Annotated in this window: 10 protein-coding genes and 2 pseudogenes; 5 read left to right on the top strand and 7 right to left on the bottom strand. The window is 44.7% G+C overall.

The genetic code is table 11. From position 1 onward, the window contains the following. Positions 1 to 305 precede the first annotated feature (305 nt). Positions 306 to 1,313, bottom strand: a complete 1,008-nt coding sequence (locus L4D74_RS10775; protein WP_428752134.1) for a LacI family DNA-binding transcriptional regulator — start codon at positions 1,311 to 1,313, stop codon at positions 306 to 308. A 296-nt stretch (positions 1,314 to 1,609) separates the two neighbouring features. Here L4D74_RS10775 and L4D74_RS10770 point away from each other — a divergent pair, with 296 nt between their 5' ends. After that, the gene (locus tag L4D74_RS10770) at positions 1,610 to 1,786 is read left to right on the top strand and encodes a hypothetical protein (RefSeq protein WP_250616083.1); all 177 of its coding nucleotides are present in this window, start codon (positions 1,610 to 1,612) and stop codon (positions 1,784 to 1,786) included. Positions 1,787 to 1,928: 142 nt separating this feature from the next. Here L4D74_RS10770 and cra read toward each other — a convergent pair whose 3' ends face one another. Continuing rightward, complete coding sequence (cra, locus tag L4D74_RS10765) at positions 1,929 to 2,966, bottom strand: catabolite repressor/activator (RefSeq protein ID WP_428752261.1); 1,038 nt, start codon at positions 2,964 to 2,966, stop codon at positions 1,929 to 1,931. Between the two features lie 246 nt (positions 2,967 to 3,212). Here cra and fruB point away from each other — a divergent pair, with 246 nt between their 5' ends. The 4 genes and pseudogenes from fruB to fruA form a co-directional block, all read left to right on the top strand. Beyond that, the gene (fruB, locus tag L4D74_RS10760) at positions 3,213 to 4,346 is read left to right on the top strand and encodes a fused PTS fructose transporter subunit IIA/HPr protein (RefSeq protein WP_428752133.1); all 1,134 of its coding nucleotides are present in this window, start codon (positions 3,213 to 3,215) and stop codon (positions 4,344 to 4,346) included. Positions 4,347 to 4,379: 33 nt separating this feature from the next. After that, a complete protein-coding gene (pfkB, locus tag L4D74_RS10755; protein WP_428752260.1) occupies positions 4,380 to 5,321 on the top strand; it encodes a 1-phosphofructokinase in 942 nt (313 codons plus the stop codon). A gap of 57 nt (positions 5,322 to 5,378) precedes the next feature. Continuing rightward, positions 5,379 to 5,673, top strand: a pseudogene (locus tag L4D74_RS10750) (PTS fructose transporter subunit IIB); the annotation flags it as partial. Then, positions 5,652 to 7,130, top strand: a pseudogene (gene fruA, locus L4D74_RS10745) (PTS fructose transporter subunit IIBC); the annotation flags it as partial. The pseudogenes L4D74_RS10750 and fruA, both read left to right, overlap by 22 nt. A 114-nt stretch (positions 7,131 to 7,244) precedes the next feature. Here fruA and L4D74_RS10740 read toward each other — a convergent pair. From L4D74_RS10740 to L4D74_RS10720, 5 genes are all read right to left on the bottom strand, one after another. Further along, complete coding sequence (locus L4D74_RS10740; RefSeq protein WP_428752132.1) at positions 7,245 to 11,720, bottom strand: beta strand repeat-containing protein; 4,476 nt, start codon at positions 11,718 to 11,720, stop codon at positions 7,245 to 7,247. A 239-nt stretch (positions 11,721 to 11,959) separates the two neighbouring features. Continuing rightward, positions 11,960 to 13,030, bottom strand: a complete 1,071-nt coding sequence (locus L4D74_RS10735) for a S1 family peptidase (protein ID WP_428752131.1) — start codon at positions 13,028 to 13,030, stop codon at positions 11,960 to 11,962. A 302-nt stretch (positions 13,031 to 13,332) separates the two neighbouring features. Further along, a complete protein-coding gene (locus L4D74_RS10730; RefSeq protein WP_428752259.1) occupies positions 13,333 to 14,343 on the bottom strand; it encodes a S1 family peptidase in 1,011 nt (336 codons plus the stop codon). 245 nt (positions 14,344 to 14,588) lie between these two features. Beyond that, on the bottom strand, positions 14,589 to 15,722 hold the full coding sequence (gene gcvT / locus L4D74_RS10725) for a glycine cleavage system aminomethyltransferase GcvT (protein WP_428752130.1): 1,134 nt from the start codon (positions 15,720 to 15,722) through the stop codon (positions 14,589 to 14,591). 373 nt (positions 15,723 to 16,095) lie between these two features. After that, positions 16,096 to 16,719, bottom strand: coding sequence for a helix-turn-helix domain-containing protein (locus tag L4D74_RS10720; RefSeq protein ID WP_265676842.1), 624 nt, complete (start codon positions 16,717 to 16,719; stop codon positions 16,096 to 16,098). Between the last annotated feature and the right edge of the window lie 345 nt (positions 16,720 to 17,064).

The following is a 17,064-nucleotide window of genomic DNA, read 5'->3' as shown; positions in this document are numbered from 1 at the left end:
CCACTCTCGCAGAGGCGTTAGAGATGACTAAGTACTGAATTCATAACTTCAGCGATGATATAAGCGAACGAGCGACTCATTCGTGACCTAAGTCACAAGGAATAATCCCCTCTAAGGGCAGGTAACAAAACTCGGAAACAATCCACAATACCGTCAGGCATCATGAAACTTATATAGAGGCCTAGCATTATCTCATTGATTAACAATGAGTTACCGTGAAACTTACCATCAAACCTTTAAGAAGCACTTTCATACGGTTAACATTTACGCGCCAGCTTCCACAAGAAAATTAGCTTGGCGTACGTTCAACGAAGCGCAATATGACTGGTGCTATCTCTGACCACAATAGACACTGGCGGAATATCATAATCCGGCTCATTACCACTGATGAGATCCAATATAGTTCGAATAGCAATCTCCCCCATCTGCGCAAAAGGTTGACGCATGGTCGACAACCTGGGGATATAGAACTCCCCAATTGGCAGATCATCAAAGCCCACAACTGACACATCGTCGGGCACACGTAACCCCTTTCTATGCAAGGCTTGAATGACACCAAACGCCGACAAGTCATTCGCCGCAAACACCGCTGTAAACTCGGCGCCTGATTCAATTTTTTCCATTGTTCTCTGACACGCTTCATCTGCTTCAAAGTTAGCCGAAATCCAAGTAGGCTCACCACTCGGTAGCCCGGCTGCAGTCATTGCTCTTTTAAATCCTGCCAATCGCTGCTCTGTTTCGATGTTTCCTCTCGCTCCCATGGCATGAAATATTTGAGTATGCCCGAGTTGTAACAAATGATTCGTAGCGAGATACGCGCCAATTTCATTATCAACATTAATCATAGGCAATAATCCCGAACCATTACGGCACATCAAGAGTGCTGGCATGTCTCCGGTGATATGGGCAATTTCACTCTCGGCCAACTCACCACCAATAATGATCACACCGTCGACTGGACGATGAACCAAATCGTTAAGTTCATTGCGTTCTCTAGCGATATCCCAATTAGTCGTCTCGATAATAAGGTCATAACTGTGGCTATGCATTTGTTCATCCATGCCACATAGAATTCGGCTGACATAAGGTGCATCAAACGACGGAGCAATCACTCCTATCGTCATATTCCTTTTCGTATCTGACTCATCTTTACGAGGTTTATGCTTGAAACCCGTTTCAAATATAGCCAACTCAATTGCATCTACTTTTTGTTTAGCGATGAATGTTGTGCGATTTAAATAACGTGAAACGGTGCTTGCCGATACGCCAGCGCGTTTGGCAACATCATAAATGGTGGCTTTTTGAGCTGACATGGAGGTTGTGGATTCTCATATTATTCTCAGTTACGTCACAACATAGCGAATTCTTTACCAATAGGAAAAGGGAAACGTTAAATTAGAGAGCAAGCCAACATGAAAAATAGCGCAAGGTTAAACAATTTTACCTTATCGGCTGGTATCGTTGTTGTGTGAAAATTCTGCCACCTTGTGATATCTACCCTAGAATTCAGCCAATTAATGAGCAATCGTAGCTTCTATATAATTAATCACTATAACCACCTAAACAAAGATGATAAGTTTATGTAAAAATAATTAACAAGGAGTTCGTTATGCGTTCTAAATTCGCAGTGGTATGTGCATTAGGGTTAGCAGCTATTTTAGCGGGATGTGCAGCACCCAATGAAAATCGTAATAACCAAGAAATTGGCAACAAAATGGAAGCTGATGCGCAACACGAAAAAGAAATTTGTACCGCTTTAGGTGACATTAACTGCGCTCAGCAGTAATTGATGAAAAGTCATTGATTGAAAACAACGTAGCGGTTAATCACACCGCTACGCTTTACAGCTCCATCTTCTCTACCACATACCTTCGTCTTCTTAGCTGAATCCTGCTAAATAAACCTGAGTCGAGTTCAAAGAATCGCAACTAATCCTCAGTGTGGCGAATGGTCATATTTCTTGGAATCAATTCAATGCCAGGGTTGTATCGTTTAGCCGCGGCGTTCAACGCTAATTCCATCGCACTATCGCAAATAAGGTCAAATTGTTGAGGGGATGAATTAACCTTAAAAGGAAGGAAGTCCAACAGTCTGTTATCACCAAAGGTTGCTAGCTTCACTTTTCCCATCAGTTCAGGCTTTTCTAAGAAAACGTCTAAGACACCTTCTAACAAGGTATACGACATCGTCACAATGGAGTCTGGTAACTGGTCTGTATCAAGCCACAGCTCTAATAACCGTTTACCCTCCTCTCGGTTAAAGTGCTCACCATAAACCACCATAGACTGCGTTGTGACTAACTTTGCTGCGGCCTCAAAGCCGAGTTGCCGCTCGCGTGAGATATTGAGCGAAGGCAAGGCCCCAATCAAACCGATGCTCTTGGTCTCTTCATCTAATACCGAAGATGTCAAATTAAATGCCGCGCCAAAATCTTCACTGATCACGCAACTAAAATGCTCATCATCCAAAGAACGGTCTATCGCAATAACCGGCGTCCCCTTTTGTTGAATAGGTAGGTAATAATCGCTGGCTTCTGTAATCGTACTGGCAACAAATAGCGCATCAATGCGCCTAGAGATTAGAGCCTCTGCTACGCGCTTTTCTGTTTCTGGATCATCATCGGAGCAACCGATTAAAATTTGAAATCCCGCCTTACGAGAGTTTTGTTCAAGGAGCTTGGCTATCCGAGCGTAACTTGAGTTTTCCAGATCCGGAATAATAAGACCAAACGAGCGGCTATGCCCTGCCCGCAGCGACGATGCTGCGTGATCGGGGCGATAATTGTGAGCGTCGACCACCGTCATCACTTTTTTTTGGGTTTTTTCAGAAATTCGATATTTCTGTGCTTTACCGTTAATCACATAACTCGCCGTGGTCTTTGACACCCCAGCAAGCTTTGCTATTTCATCCAAAGTCATATCTCGATCCTTTCTGTGCGATGGATCATATAAATGAATTCCAACCATACTGACAAGTTGAATTATATGCTGAATCGGTTCAGTATAAAAGCTGAAAGGATTCAGCAAAGTTCACACTTTTGAAAACTGGCCTATATTTATAGTGATAGATCACCTATAGGACCTCGCTACAGCAAAGCCAATACACAAAAAATGGTTTGCTGAATTTTTTTAAAATTTTGCTGAATCGATTCAGTTTCACGTGAGTGATTAACTTAGTCGGTTCAAAAACAAGAATAACGTGGGTAAGCTAACATGCTTCAATTAAACAGCGACAACATCAAACTTAATCAATCGTCAGACGACAAACTCAGCGCCATTAAAGTGATCGCAGCAGACCTGACTGCAAAAGGGCTCGTTCAAGAAGGTTATGTCGACGGCATGCTTAATCGCGAAGGCCAAAACTCAACGTTTCTAGGCAATGGTATCGCGATTCCTCACGGCACTACTGATACCCGTGATCTTGTTCAAACCACCGGCGTGGCGATTCATCACTTTCCGAATGGTGTCGACTGGGGTAACGGTAATATCGCTTACGTCGCGATAGGTATCGCCGCTAAATCAGACGAACACTTAGGTATTTTAAAACAACTAACCAAAGTGCTTTCTGCTGATGGCGTTGAGAAAAAACTTAAGCAAGCGAAAACAGAACAAGAAATCATTGCGCTGTTGAATGGTGATGTTCAACTTGAAGCCGATTTCGATGCCTCTTTGATTCAGCTCAACTTCCCAGCAAGTGATATGCTCCAAATGGCGGCTGTCGCGGGTGGTTTACTTAAAAACACAGGTGGTACCGGCGCCGAGTTCGTTGCAGATCTTGTGACAAAGTCCCCCACTCATCTTGGCAAAGGACTATGGCTAGTCAGTAGCGACAAAGCCGTCACTCGCACGGGAATGGCCTTTGTCTCAACCATTAACCAGTGCGAGCTTGACGGTACACCTGTGCAAGCGCTTATTGCATTCGCTGCATGTAACAACGCTCACGAAGCAATGCTCAATAAAGTTACTGACCTTGTGTTTAAGCAAGAGCAAAGCAAACTGCTGTCACTTTCTACCGAACAACTGCTCGCTTTCTTCACTGGTGAGCAAGCCCCGGTCGTTGCAAATGACAGTGGCAATGTTGCTGTATTCAAAATTAAAAACGCTCATGGCCTGCATGCTCGTCCTGGCGCCATGCTGGTGGCTGAAGCGAAAAAATTTGAAGCCACCATTCAAGTATCTAACCTAAACGGCGAAGGCAAGGCGGTTAACGCGAAGAGCCTAATGAAAGTCATTGCTCTTGGCGTGAAACACGGTCATGAATTGCAATTTAGCGCCGATGGCGTCGATGCCGAGCAAGCGCTAGACGCCATTGGTAAAGCTATCGCTTCTGGTCTTGGTGAAGGGTAAGGATTGATGATGACGACTCAATTAAATGCATCCGTGACGAATAAAGTCGTCACTATTACCCTCAATCCTGCTTTGGATCTTACAGGCAGCTTAGATAAGCTCAATCAAGGTTCGGTGAGCTTAGTCAATACGGGTTCACTGCATGCGGCCGGCAAAGGCGTTAACGTTGCTAAAGTATTATCCGACTTAGGCGCAGACGTTACGGTAACAGGCTTTCTAGGCACCGACAATCAAGAGCTTTTTTGCCAACTCTTTACGGAGTTAAACGCTAAAGACGAATTCATTCGTGTTTCTGGCTCAACGCGTATCAACGTCAAGCTGGTTGAAAACAGTGGCGAAGTCAGTGACATTAATTTCCCAGGTGTTGAGGTTGACGCGCAAGCCATCACTCAGTTTGAGGCAACACTCGAAAAACTCATGCATAGCCATGACTACTTCGTCTTTGCCGGTAGCTTACCACGCGGTATTAGCGCCAAGCAGTGTGCGCAATGGATTGAAAAACTACAAAGTAATGGCAAACGCGTTCTGTTTGATAGCAGCCGCGATGCACTGACCCAGGGTTTAGATGCGAAGCCATGGTTAATAAAACCAAATGATGAGGAGCTCTCCCAATTCGTTGGTCGTGAACTCAGTACTCAAGAACAATGCTTGGAAGCGGCAGAAACGCTTTCTGATAAAGGCATAGATAACATCGTTGTCTCCATGGGCGCGGAAGGTGTTCTGTGGTTAAACGACAATAAATGGCTTCAAGCCAAGCCACCAAAAATGCATGTCGTTAGCACCGTGGGAGCTGGTGACACCTTGGTTGCTGGTCTGTGTTGGGGCCACATGCAAGCAATGCCAAAACTAGAATTACTCTCCTTTGCTACTGCGCTTTCCGCTCTGGCCGTTGGTCAGGTTGGCGTTGGCGTACCAAGTAAAGAAGACGTTGTATCCCTACAAAAACAAATACAGTCACAAGCGTTAAATCGTTAATCATCCGTATTGATGACTCTGATTTAACACGACAAAATGGACATAAAGGTCGAATCTATGAAAATTTCAATTATTACCGCCTGCCCTAGCGGGGTAGCAAACAGCATTATTGCCGCCGGATTACTTGATCAGGCAGCCAAGGCACTCGGCCATGATGCCCGCGTTGAATGCCACTCTAGTGTTGTTGAGACTCAAGTATTAACTGAGGCACAAATCGCAGAGTCTGACGCTATTATCATTGCAGCAAACGCGCCCGTTGATACCCAGCGTCTAATTGGTAAACGTGTTTATCAAGCCAGTATTTCTGAGTGCACGAGTGACCCTAAAGCGTTTTTAAGCAAAGCGATCAGTGATGCTCAACTATTAAACCAAGAAGCCGCACTCAGCATTTCGTCTACCGAGCCTGTGAATACCGAGAGTCTATCTACCACGAAAAAGATTGTCGCTATCACAGCATGCCCAACTGGTGTCGCGCATACTTTTATGGCAGCAGAAGCACTGGAAAACGAAGCGAAACGCCTTGGTCATCAGATTAAAGTGGAAACTCGCGGTTCAGTGGGCGCTAAAAATCAACTTAGCGATCAAGATATCGCCGATGCTGATCTTGTTATCATCGCCGCCGACATCGAAGTTCCTCTGGATCGTTTTAACGGTAAAAACATGTACAAGACCAGCACGAGTCTTGCATTGAAAAAAACCGAACAAGAGATCAACAAGGCATTTTCTGAGGCCACTCCTTATGCTCACGCAGGTGGAAACAACCAAACACCAGCAACAGAAGAGAAAAAAGGCGTTTATAAGCACCTAATGACCGGTGTATCACACATGCTTCCTGTCGTGGTTGCTGGTGGTTTGATTATCGCTCTTTCGTTCGTATTTGGTATTGAAGCATTTAAAGAAGAAGGCACGTTGCCAGCAGCGCTTATGACCATAGGTGGTGGCAGTGCGTTTGCACTAATGATTCCTGTTCTTGCTGGTTTCATTGCCTTTTCCATTGCTGACCGTCCAGGTCTTGCACCCGGTCTAATTGGCGGCATGCTGGCAAGCTCGACTGGTGCTGGCTTCTTAGGTGGTATCGTGGCGGGTTTCCTAGCGGGTTATTCAGCCAAGCTTATTGCCGATAAAGTCCAGTTGCCACAATCAATGGAAGCGCTCAAACCAATTTTGATCATTCCGTTTATTGCGAGCTTGTTTACTGGTCTTGTAATGGTATACATCGTGGGCGGCCCTGTGGCTGGCATTATGTCTGCAATGACGGATTTCCTAAATAATATGGGGTCTGCGAATGCAGTTCTGCTAGGTGTTATTTTGGGCTGTATGATGTGTTTCGACCTCGGTGGTCCAGTCAACAAAGCGGCATATACGTTTGGTGTTGGTCTATTGGCTTCTCAAACTTATGCTCCTATGGCTGCTATCATGGCCGCGGGTATGGTTCCGGCACTGGGTATGGGTCTTGCGACTTTCCTTGCAAAAGATAAGTTTGAGGCTGGTGAACGCGAAGCAGGCAAAGCGTCTTTCGTATTAGGCATGTGCTTTATTTCTGAAGGTGCGATTCCATTTGCAGCGAAAGATCCAATGCGTGTTATCCCTTCATGTATGGCTGGTGGCGCGCTAACGGGTGCACTATCTATGCTAGTAGGCGCAAAACTGATGGCACCACACGGTGGTCTGTTCGTACTACTTATTCCAGGTGCAATTTCACCAGTACTGATGTATTTAGTTGCTATCGCCGCTGGTACGGCGGTAACAGGCTTTACTTACGCGTTCTTGAAGCGCCGCGCGCAAACGCCGCAAGTCGCTAACGCTTAATGAGCTTCGCTCCCGTTATTAACACCCCTAGATAGAAAAGGCGCTGCATTTGCAGCGCCTTTTTACTATTTATACTTTCCAAATAAGTCCATTGCTAAGACTTATGTTTCGAACCTATATGCTATTACATGTAATGGCGACACTATCAACCGTTACACCGTCTACTAGCACATCGAAGCTTTGCTCCCCATTAAAGCCATTGTCACACGTCACAGCCAGACTGTAGGTACCGTCCCCAATATCGCTAGACACCATACTAACAAGACCAAACTGAACGACTAACCCATCGACAGTTACCGTGTGGCCTCCATGCCCAACAACTGAGTTATCAGACTGCCTCAATGTTAATGTCAGATTTGATGTTTGACCTTCATCTTGACTGATCGAGTTACTCGATAATGAGGTTGCTGCACCGTCGACTTCGGTAAAGCTAACAGCAGCGGTATTAGTGATTGAAAGTGAATCAACTAACGCTGTAATAGTATAGTTTCCCGCGGTACTCCCTGTGACAGTTGCGGTATAGGTTCCATCACCATTGTCAGTCTCATTCGAGAACGCCAATCCACTTGGTGCTGAGCTTAAAGTCAAGGACCCGCCACTCTGACCATAATCTTGACCATCTGCTTGTTTAAGCGTAACGGTCACTGCTGTGGATGTACCCGTTTTCATTGAATCACTTGCGACGCTAACCGTCGAATTTGATGCGCTTGGCCCAACAGCAACGAAGGTAATACCCAACGTCGCGATGTTTTGTGATTCAAACGATGCGGTCACATTTACCGTTCCTGCAGTACTAGAACTGATACTGCTTGTGAAGGTGCCGTTACCATCATGGCTTGTCGCCGGAACGGTCGCACTTCCAGAATATGCAAGAGCAACGGTTGCAGAACTTGGTACAAACAACGCGTTTGCATAGTCACGTAACACGATTGTTGCCACTGTGGTTGATGTACCATCTGCATCTACACTATTCGAACTCAGAGTAAATGTTGAATTAGACAAGCTAAACGCAGAAGTAAACGTCACAATTTGCGAGCCTAACGACGTTGACCCTAATAGCCCGGTTACCGTCACCGCTCCACCCGTTGTTGAGGTTAAGTTACTGGTATACACCCCTCCACCTTGAGACTGAACCGCTGAGCTCACCGCTGTACCTGATAGGCTCAAGGATACACTGCCTGATGAAGGCACATACGCATTACCAGCGTAGTCCTTAAGCGTCACCGTTACCACTGAGGCCGTTGTACCATCAGCAGAAACAGTGGCACTACTCACTGCCACCGTTGACTGGCTCACATCGAGATCGGCAACAAAGGTTACAACTTGCGAGCCTAATGACGTTGAACCTAGTAACCCAGTCACCGTCACAGCTCCACCTGATATTGAGGTTAAGTTACTGGTATACACCCCTCCTCCTTGAGACTGAACCGCTGAGCTCACCGCTGTACCTGATAGGCTCAAGGAGACACTGTCTGATGAAGGCACATACGCATTACCAGCGTAGTCCTTAAGCGTCACCGTTACCACTGAGGCCGTTGTACCATCAGCAGCAACTGTGGCACTACTCACCACCACAGTTGACTGACTCACATCAAGATCGGCAACAAAGGTTACAACTTGCGAGCCTAATGACGTTGAACCTAATTGCCCGGTCACCGTCACAGCTCCACCTGATGTTGAGGTTAAGCTACTGGTATACACCCCTCCACCTTGAGACTGAACCGCTGAGCTCACCGCTGTACCTGATAGGCTCAAGGAGACACTGCCAGATGCGGGCACATACGCATTACCAGCGTAGTCCTTAAGCGTCACCGTTACCACTGAGGCCGTTGTACCATCAGCAGCAACTGTGGCACTACTCACTGCTACAGTTGACTGACTCACATCGAGATCCGCTTCAAAGGTAATGTCAACTGAGTTAGATATTGAAACACCGCCAATACTTGCACCTATTGAATAGCTTCCACTGATTGTGCTGGAAAACGTCCCGGTATACGTTCCATCTTGATTATCAACACTAGATACCTGCGTGACATTTTGAGGAATAATGAACGTAATATCACCTTCGGACTCAAGGTAATTATTACCATCAAGATCCTTAAGCTGCACGGTAAAAGTGACAACATCGGTGCCATTAGCAGGCAACGTCTGTGTGTTCGCATTTAACGAGGAAGAAGAAATATCAGCGACTGGAGTAAATAACACACTCGCTGTACCTCCCAAGGCATTTCCATCGATAGCGCCCGAAATAACCACCGCTTGAGCATTCACTGAAGTAATGTCTGCTGTATACGTACCGTCACCCACAGATTGAATGTTCGCGATAGAGACACCTTGAGAGGGCTCAGCAGAAAGCGTAAGTGTCCCTGTATTCGTATCCCTAGCAACACTAAACTGATCTCGCTCCTGAACCGTCAATGTAATTGAGGTTACACCATCAGCTCGGGCGCTTGACGTCTGTGCAACGACACTGGTTTTCGCATAGTCAATGGGAAGCGCTTCACTACAAAACTCATTACTCGAAGGTAAGGGAATATCAAAAACCATAGCTTGCGTCGAGCTGGCTGTCACCGTTCGCCTTTCACCCCAGTAATAGCGGTTTTCATAGCGAATATAAGCTGAGCCCTCATAGTCAATCGTATCTACTGCTCGCGCTTCTTGAGCTAGCCCGTCAGTATTCGTTTGTCCCCACAAATACTGAGAATAGTCTCGATTGTACATCCAATAATACGCTTCAGGGGCGGGCTTAAATCGCACAACATCTTGTTGATCATCTAAACAAATGAGGCGCGCACTAATATCCTGATCAATTTTCTCACATAATTTGAGCGACATAAGTTGAATCTCGGTCATCGACTCAACCGCAGTAAACTCAACCTGCCCCCATGTTTCACCACCATAATAATACAATCGATATAGACCGTTTTCGATAAGGTTGGTTAAACTAATCGTATTACCAGTCACCTCGCCAGAAGACTCATAAGAATAACCTGAATAAAGATAATATCGACCTGAATCAATAGCTTGCGAACGTGACGTGTCGATAGGGCAAACAAGGCTGAGTTCTGTATCTATATCAAAGCGTGGTGGATTAACAATATTCAATGTTGCTTTAAATGACTTGGTGTCATTATTGGATACACCAAAACAAAAGTCCTCTAGATCTAACCCTTCGTCACCACTTTGCACCTCAATAACTTGCCCATCAACCTCAATAGAGGCTAACAGACTGTTTCCTTGACTATCTAGAAGATCAAAGTGACCAGCAAATGCCGGTACATTATAGATATCGAGTTTCTCTGGGTTATCACCCCATCCACTTGGCTTATATGCCCAACCGCCTCCTGATTTAGCAAAGGACAAGCGCAGTTTTTGGTTATTTGCCACGCCATCCTTATCAACTACATCCACTTCCAACTTACACTTTTCCTGACCGTACCAATCCAAGTTGTAATAAGACAAATGGGTAATTGCCTTTGATACGGTAAAGGTTTCTGCATTTTCTTGTAAAATGGCTGCATTACCCTCATATTGCCACTTGCCCGTCGAGGAGGTGTAGCTCCAGATAGGTATTACTCCGTCCTGCAGAGACAGTGGTAGGCCAGTATTTGGGTTCGTTGTCGTTTTCGGTACATCAAACGTTAATGTGACTTGTCCGCCATCAAAGCTCGACACCCTTTGACCACTTTCATCACTAATCTCAATTGCGGCAAAGCCTGCTGATATAAAGGTTAAGCTATCTGGAGAGGTAACATCATCAGGCAGATCGCCTAATACCCCCTTAGGAGAAAGCCCTCCAGGAAATAGATATAACGGATTATTGCTCTCATCTGCAATACCATTTGGGTCGGCAGACAATAGCATTAATGACACCGTAACATCTCCAATGGGAACAAAAGCATTTCCTGATTTATCTAAAAAACTTGTACCCGCCGGGATCGTTAAAGCGGCAGTAGCACCATCAAGTATTTGACCACCTATCGTCGTTTCAGACTTGGGAGCCGTGGCCACATTGACCAAAGAGTTGGTCGTATTCCCTGACATAGCGATGATCTGTTCGATATATACCGCACCTAAGTCGTCACTATTCTTCTTTGGAACCACCTCAATCCACGGCTGGTTAGATAACGATGAATCTGAAAGATCATAGACTTGGGAGTTAGAAAAAAAATCATCTCCACTTACAACAATCGTCATCGTTGCATTCGTACTATTCCCAATAGTCAAATTGTTAACAGACAAAGATATGGGCACAATGCCAGCATCCGGAACCAATACCACATTTTGTTGATATGCGGCTCCATCAACATACCCAGCAACATCACGACCAGCAACATCGCGTATTTGTACAGAAAAATCAGGTGATGCATTGGTAACATCAAATACAAATGATAACTCTAAACTGGACAATGACGTCGTATCCGTTTGATTAGATATGTTAATTGGAATTTGCTGGGAGTGAGACACATTTTTGACCGACGTATCGGTCGTTTCAGATGTGTCAAAGCACCCGTTTAACATAAGAATAGCGACCAATACGACGTAAACTGACTGCTTTAAGTTTCCGTACCTAAAACTTTTTAATATCATTGTATGCCCTCTGAAATGACTTCTATCAAACAAGATCTATATTCAACTAGTATAAATACATACCGTTTCACAGAAATTAATTGCAAAGCACACTATTGCTCACAAAATACTTGAGAACCCTCGTTAGAAAATAAAAAAACCAAGCTCTCACGCTTGGTTTTATATAAAAATGGTTATCAACACCCTTCCATTAAATATCACTATTTTGCCCTACTCGTCATACAATCACGGTCAAATCCTCAACGTTTACTTGAAACCAAATCGTATTTTCGGTTAATACCAACGACTAATAGTAGCAAGATACCAAACCAACCCACAGTTCCACCATTACCAGAGCCCCCCTCAGAAGCAAACGTGCCCCCGGTATACACAACACTGCCATATTGAGCGATGTAATTTTGCCGAGAAATATCGTCAGACACATAGTAGGGAGACGCTAAACCATCAATCACATTGGTTATCCAGCTACGATAATCACTAATTTCTGTATAAACCGCAGTCACTGCCGAATTATTATCTCCGCAGGTAGACGGTCCAAAACTAGTGATGCCGACTTGAGTTTGAACACCCCCATCATCCCAATAAATAGGCCCGCCGGAGTCCCCTTGGCACGTCCCTGCTTTTAATCCAGTAGACTGGCTCGCGTCACCGGTAAAGCACACTTGCTTATCCGTTAAGTTGCGACCGTTTCTAAAATTTGCCGCACAAAGTGTATTATTTACCCACTGCAAATTCGTTTTCTGTAGAATTGTCGTCCCTTCAACATTTGAACGAATATTGCCATGCCCTACTGCGGTAAATGAGTAGCTTGATGAACGGTAACTTTCAGAAGATGCTAAGTGAGCGGCTACACCAGAAGAGGTTGATGTTTCCAGTTTCAGCACCGCAACATCATTCGGCAATAGTGCTGTGATGTTGTTTGAAAAATTAGGATGAATATAGACTTCAACCACCCGCCTTCTATCAGCATTAAGAAAGTTACTTTCGTCTTCTAACATGGGCAATACCGTGGTAAACAACCCTGCAGCAAGATCGCCTTCAATACAGTGAGCAGCGGTCAATACGTGCTCTGAATCTAGAAGCGTCCCTCCACAATACGCGCCACTTGAATATCGTCCGTCATATTCAGTAGAGTCAATATAGAGACCAACATAAGAGGGAAAGTCTGCCGCACTGGCATTCTCTCCATTCACGATCATTGGGGTGATATCTATATCAATGGCTTGAACGGGAAAAACGCCAAATACACAGGCAGATAGCAGCGCTTTTCGAATTATCCCATGAGCGTGCTTTTTCAACATCCTTGCCATACAAAGCTCCTCAATATAATGAAGTACATCTCAAAAATAGACTTTTTTGATGCTCTCATTAACAGTATAGAAAGAAAATTGATGGAATGAATGAAGTTAGCACTGTCTCGGCAAGTTTAGATAGACTTGCTCTCATATTGTCGTTTTTGAGAATCAATACTGCGCAGAACCGAATGGTAGAATTACGGTATCAATACATGAGAGAATTGATGAATGGTGCACCAAGAAATACCATCAACCCTGTAGCCCAACGTGGTGCGGCTGACTACAGGGTTTAGGGAGGTGAAAACCACATCTTCGATTTACATTAAGCGGACTCTGTTCCACCCAAGTAAAGCAAGCATGGTTAGCAGAAGTAACGACATAGAGCCGCCTCCTGAGCCACTACTAGAGGCACCATTGCTTGGGCGTATATCAAACCCCTGTCCGATCAAGTATGCCCTTCTCTCCGCATCGGTCGATACATAAGTTGGCGAGACGTGTCCATTCAAAACGCGGGTGATCCAATCAGAGTAATCGGCTAGTTCAGTAAACACTGCTGTGATATTCCTCGTCTTGTCTCCACATGGTACAGGACCAAAACTGGTGATGCCGACTTGAGTCTGCGTACCATTATTATCCCAATAAATCGGGCCGCCGGAGTCGCCTTGGCAAGTACCTGCAAGCAAATCACTCGCAGCACTATAATCGCCCGTAAAACAAAGATGAAAGTTCTTTAGATAACTCCCGTCATCAAATGAACCCGCGCACACATCATTGTCAACCCAATTAAGATTAACTTTTTGCAGCCGCTCAGTTGTATCGATGTACGAGCTGGTGTTGCCATGACCAACAGCCGTAAATACATTACCTTCACTACGATAACTTTCATCATTGGGCTGAACGATAGCAGTACCGGTACTCACCGCTGACTCTAACTTTAGTATCGCTATATCATTCGGTAACAGTTGGGAAATGCTGTCGTTGTAATCCGATGGGTGGTAGATTTCAACCACTCGTCTTTTTTCTACATTTAGATAGCTACTTTCATACTGTAAGCCCGGGACAACCATAGTAAAAAGTTGCGTCTCTACACTACCATAGACACAATGAGCCGCTGTGATCACATACTGATCATTAAGTAGCGTTCCTCCGCAATAAGGTGCTGCAGAATAAAGGTAGTTATATTCAATCGAGTCATAAAACAAACTAACAAATGAAGGATAGTCACTCACATTTGCATCCGTACCATTGACGATATAAGGTGAAATATCCAACGCTGGTTTTATAGGCTCATCAGCCAAAACATTCAACGTCAACATTGAAAGCGCCATAAAAGCTAAATGCGGTTTATTCAATAAGTGAATCACGAGATCGTTACTCCTTGTCTACCATCGCACAAATCATGTCAGTCACGTTGATATCATCCCAACATATAACATGCAAACCACATTGAGATCATCGCTGCCTCGCTCTCACTTTGTACGACGCTCCTCAAACTTTATGGATAAACACCCAGCATCAGAAACAAAAAAACACCGCCATGAGACGGTGTTTTTAAAAAATCGCTATTTGCTAATTATCCGCGATAATAACGCTGAGGCACAAACGGCATTTTCTCAACTGTCATTGCCAGCTTTTTACCACGCACTTCTGCGAATACTTCCGAACCCACAGGCATAAACTCGGTTTTCACATAACCCATAGAAACCGGCTTACCTGCGGTCGGACCCGCAGTACCACTGGTAACAACACCAATTTCATTGTCATCTGCATCAAATAATACTGCGCCTTCACGAACGGGCGCTTTAGTTTGCCCAACCAAACCAACACGCTTACGGCTAACCGCTTTCGTTTCTATTTGATCTAGAATGATATCCGCACCAGGGAAGCCACCAGCACGCTCACCATCGGCGCGACGTACTTTTTGGATACCCCACAGTAAGCTAGCTTCTACTGGCGTCGTTGTCGTATCAAGATCATGACCATATAGACACAAGCCGCACTCAAGTCTCAGTGAATCACGAGCGCCAAGACCAATCCACTCCACTTCCTCTTCTGCTGTAAGCTTACGAGCAAGGGCATCAGCTTGATTGGCTGGCACTGAAATTTCATAGCCATCTTCACCCGTGTAGCCACTACGAGAAACAATACAGTCTGTCCCTAATAAACTAACCGTTCTTACATCCATAAACAGCATATCAGCAACTTCTGGTGCCAAACGCGCTAAAACTTGCGCCGCTTTTGGTCCTTGAATCGCCAGCAACGCGCGGTCTTGAATCACTTCCATCTCCACGCCATCCGTAAGGTGTGCTTCGATATGAGTAATGTCTTGCTCTTTACATGCTGCATTCACAACAACAAACAGATGATCGCCGAGGTTCGCAACCATCAGGTCGTCCATGATGCCGCCTTGCTCGTTAGTAAAGAAAGCATAACGCTGCTTACCGACAGGCAAATCAATGATATCAACAGGAACTAATGACTCAAGAATCTTCGCGGCATTCTCACCGTGTAAACGCAATTGACCCATATGCGACACATCAAAAAGACCAGCAGCATCACGACAATGTAAATGCTCTTTTTTTACACCCAAAGGATACTGTACTGGCATATCGTAACCAGCGAATGGAACCATTTTAGCGCCAACTTCAACATGAAGAGCGTGTAAAGGTGTCGTCAGTAGATCTTGAGTCACTTGTTCTTGTGCCATTTTATTCTCCGTGAGCTGTAATCAGCCGTTGTTTAACTTTCACGTCATCTTTATTAGCTCTAACGCTTTCGTCGCTAGAGCCCATTAATTTGCTTTAGAGCGTTTCTCGCCGTGTATCATTAATAAACTCAATGATTAAAAATACACCTGCCAGAAACCTTGTTTCCTATAATAAACAAGAATGCGCCAATTTTTCATCATTAACAACATTCGAACAGACAGAAATGTGACATTTAACAATTTAATCACAAACCAAAAAGCGAACAAAGCCGCCTATTTCACGTGTTTTTTGCCCTATTTTATGGAATTTCTGTGCATTTAACCACAAGAGCAAACGTTTGCCTTTATTATAAGAAACCTACCTGTTTGCTGACTATTTCGCCGTTACCCACAAAATATGCGCATCGTCGTCGCTGACAGAAATCAGCATATGCCCCATATTTGCATCATAATACACGCTGTCACCCGCGTTCATTTCTACCGGTTCATAGAACTCAGAAAAGAAGCGTACGGTGCCTGAAAGGATAAGTAAAAACTCTTCTCCATCATGACGAACCCAATCACTATACTCTTCAAAAGCACGTGCTCTAACCGTACTTTTAAACGGCATCATTTTCTTGTTTGAAAGCTGCGTGGCAAGTAATTCATGCTCGTAGGTTGGAGTGGGGTGTGGTTTCCCCTCGCCTTGCTTAGTCAGGTCTCGGCGCCCAGTTGCTACTTTTTTCTTTGGTGGTTCAAAGAGTTGTGGCATATCTATTTGAAGGCCTGTCGCTAACTTCTGCATAGCCTGAAACGTTGGAGAGATCTGTTCATTTTCTATCTTGCTCAATGTAGAGCGTGCCAAGCCTGTTCGTTGACTGGCCTCTTCCAACGTCAACCCCATTTTTGCTCGAATATCTTTTAATCGTTCACCCAATTTAAGGGGTTCAATATGTTCATCCGCTGCGTCTTTCGCTAGCGTCAAAGATGGGTACTCATCATAGATGTCTTCAGACATATTATCCCTCTAAATAGTCGCTTCCTTTGTCCTGTCCACATTGTTGCATGAAGCGACTTATTCATTAAAGGTCATGGTCAAAAATAAAGCGTGCTCTGGTTAACAAAACTGGAAACTGTGTTTCCTATAGGAAATTTTTGATTGATTGTTCACGCCACGCGAGGTATGTTACCGACTTGTTAGATGAAGAGATGCATTGACGCAATCAGTGAAGTGGCTCAATTCCACCTTAACTGAATGATTTAGTCCTAGTCATTGGGACCTATTCACGCTGCCTTTTTGAACAAGTTATTTTGTTCACGCAGTACAAAGACAAGCGTTATTCAATCGTAAAAGAGCACCGCA

This window comes from Vibrio cionasavignyae (assembly GCF_050337155.1).
GTDB classification, from domain to species: Bacteria; Pseudomonadota; Gammaproteobacteria; order Enterobacterales; family Vibrionaceae; genus Vibrio; species Vibrio nomapromontoriensis.
This window is presented reverse-complemented; position numbering and strand designations above follow the sequence as displayed.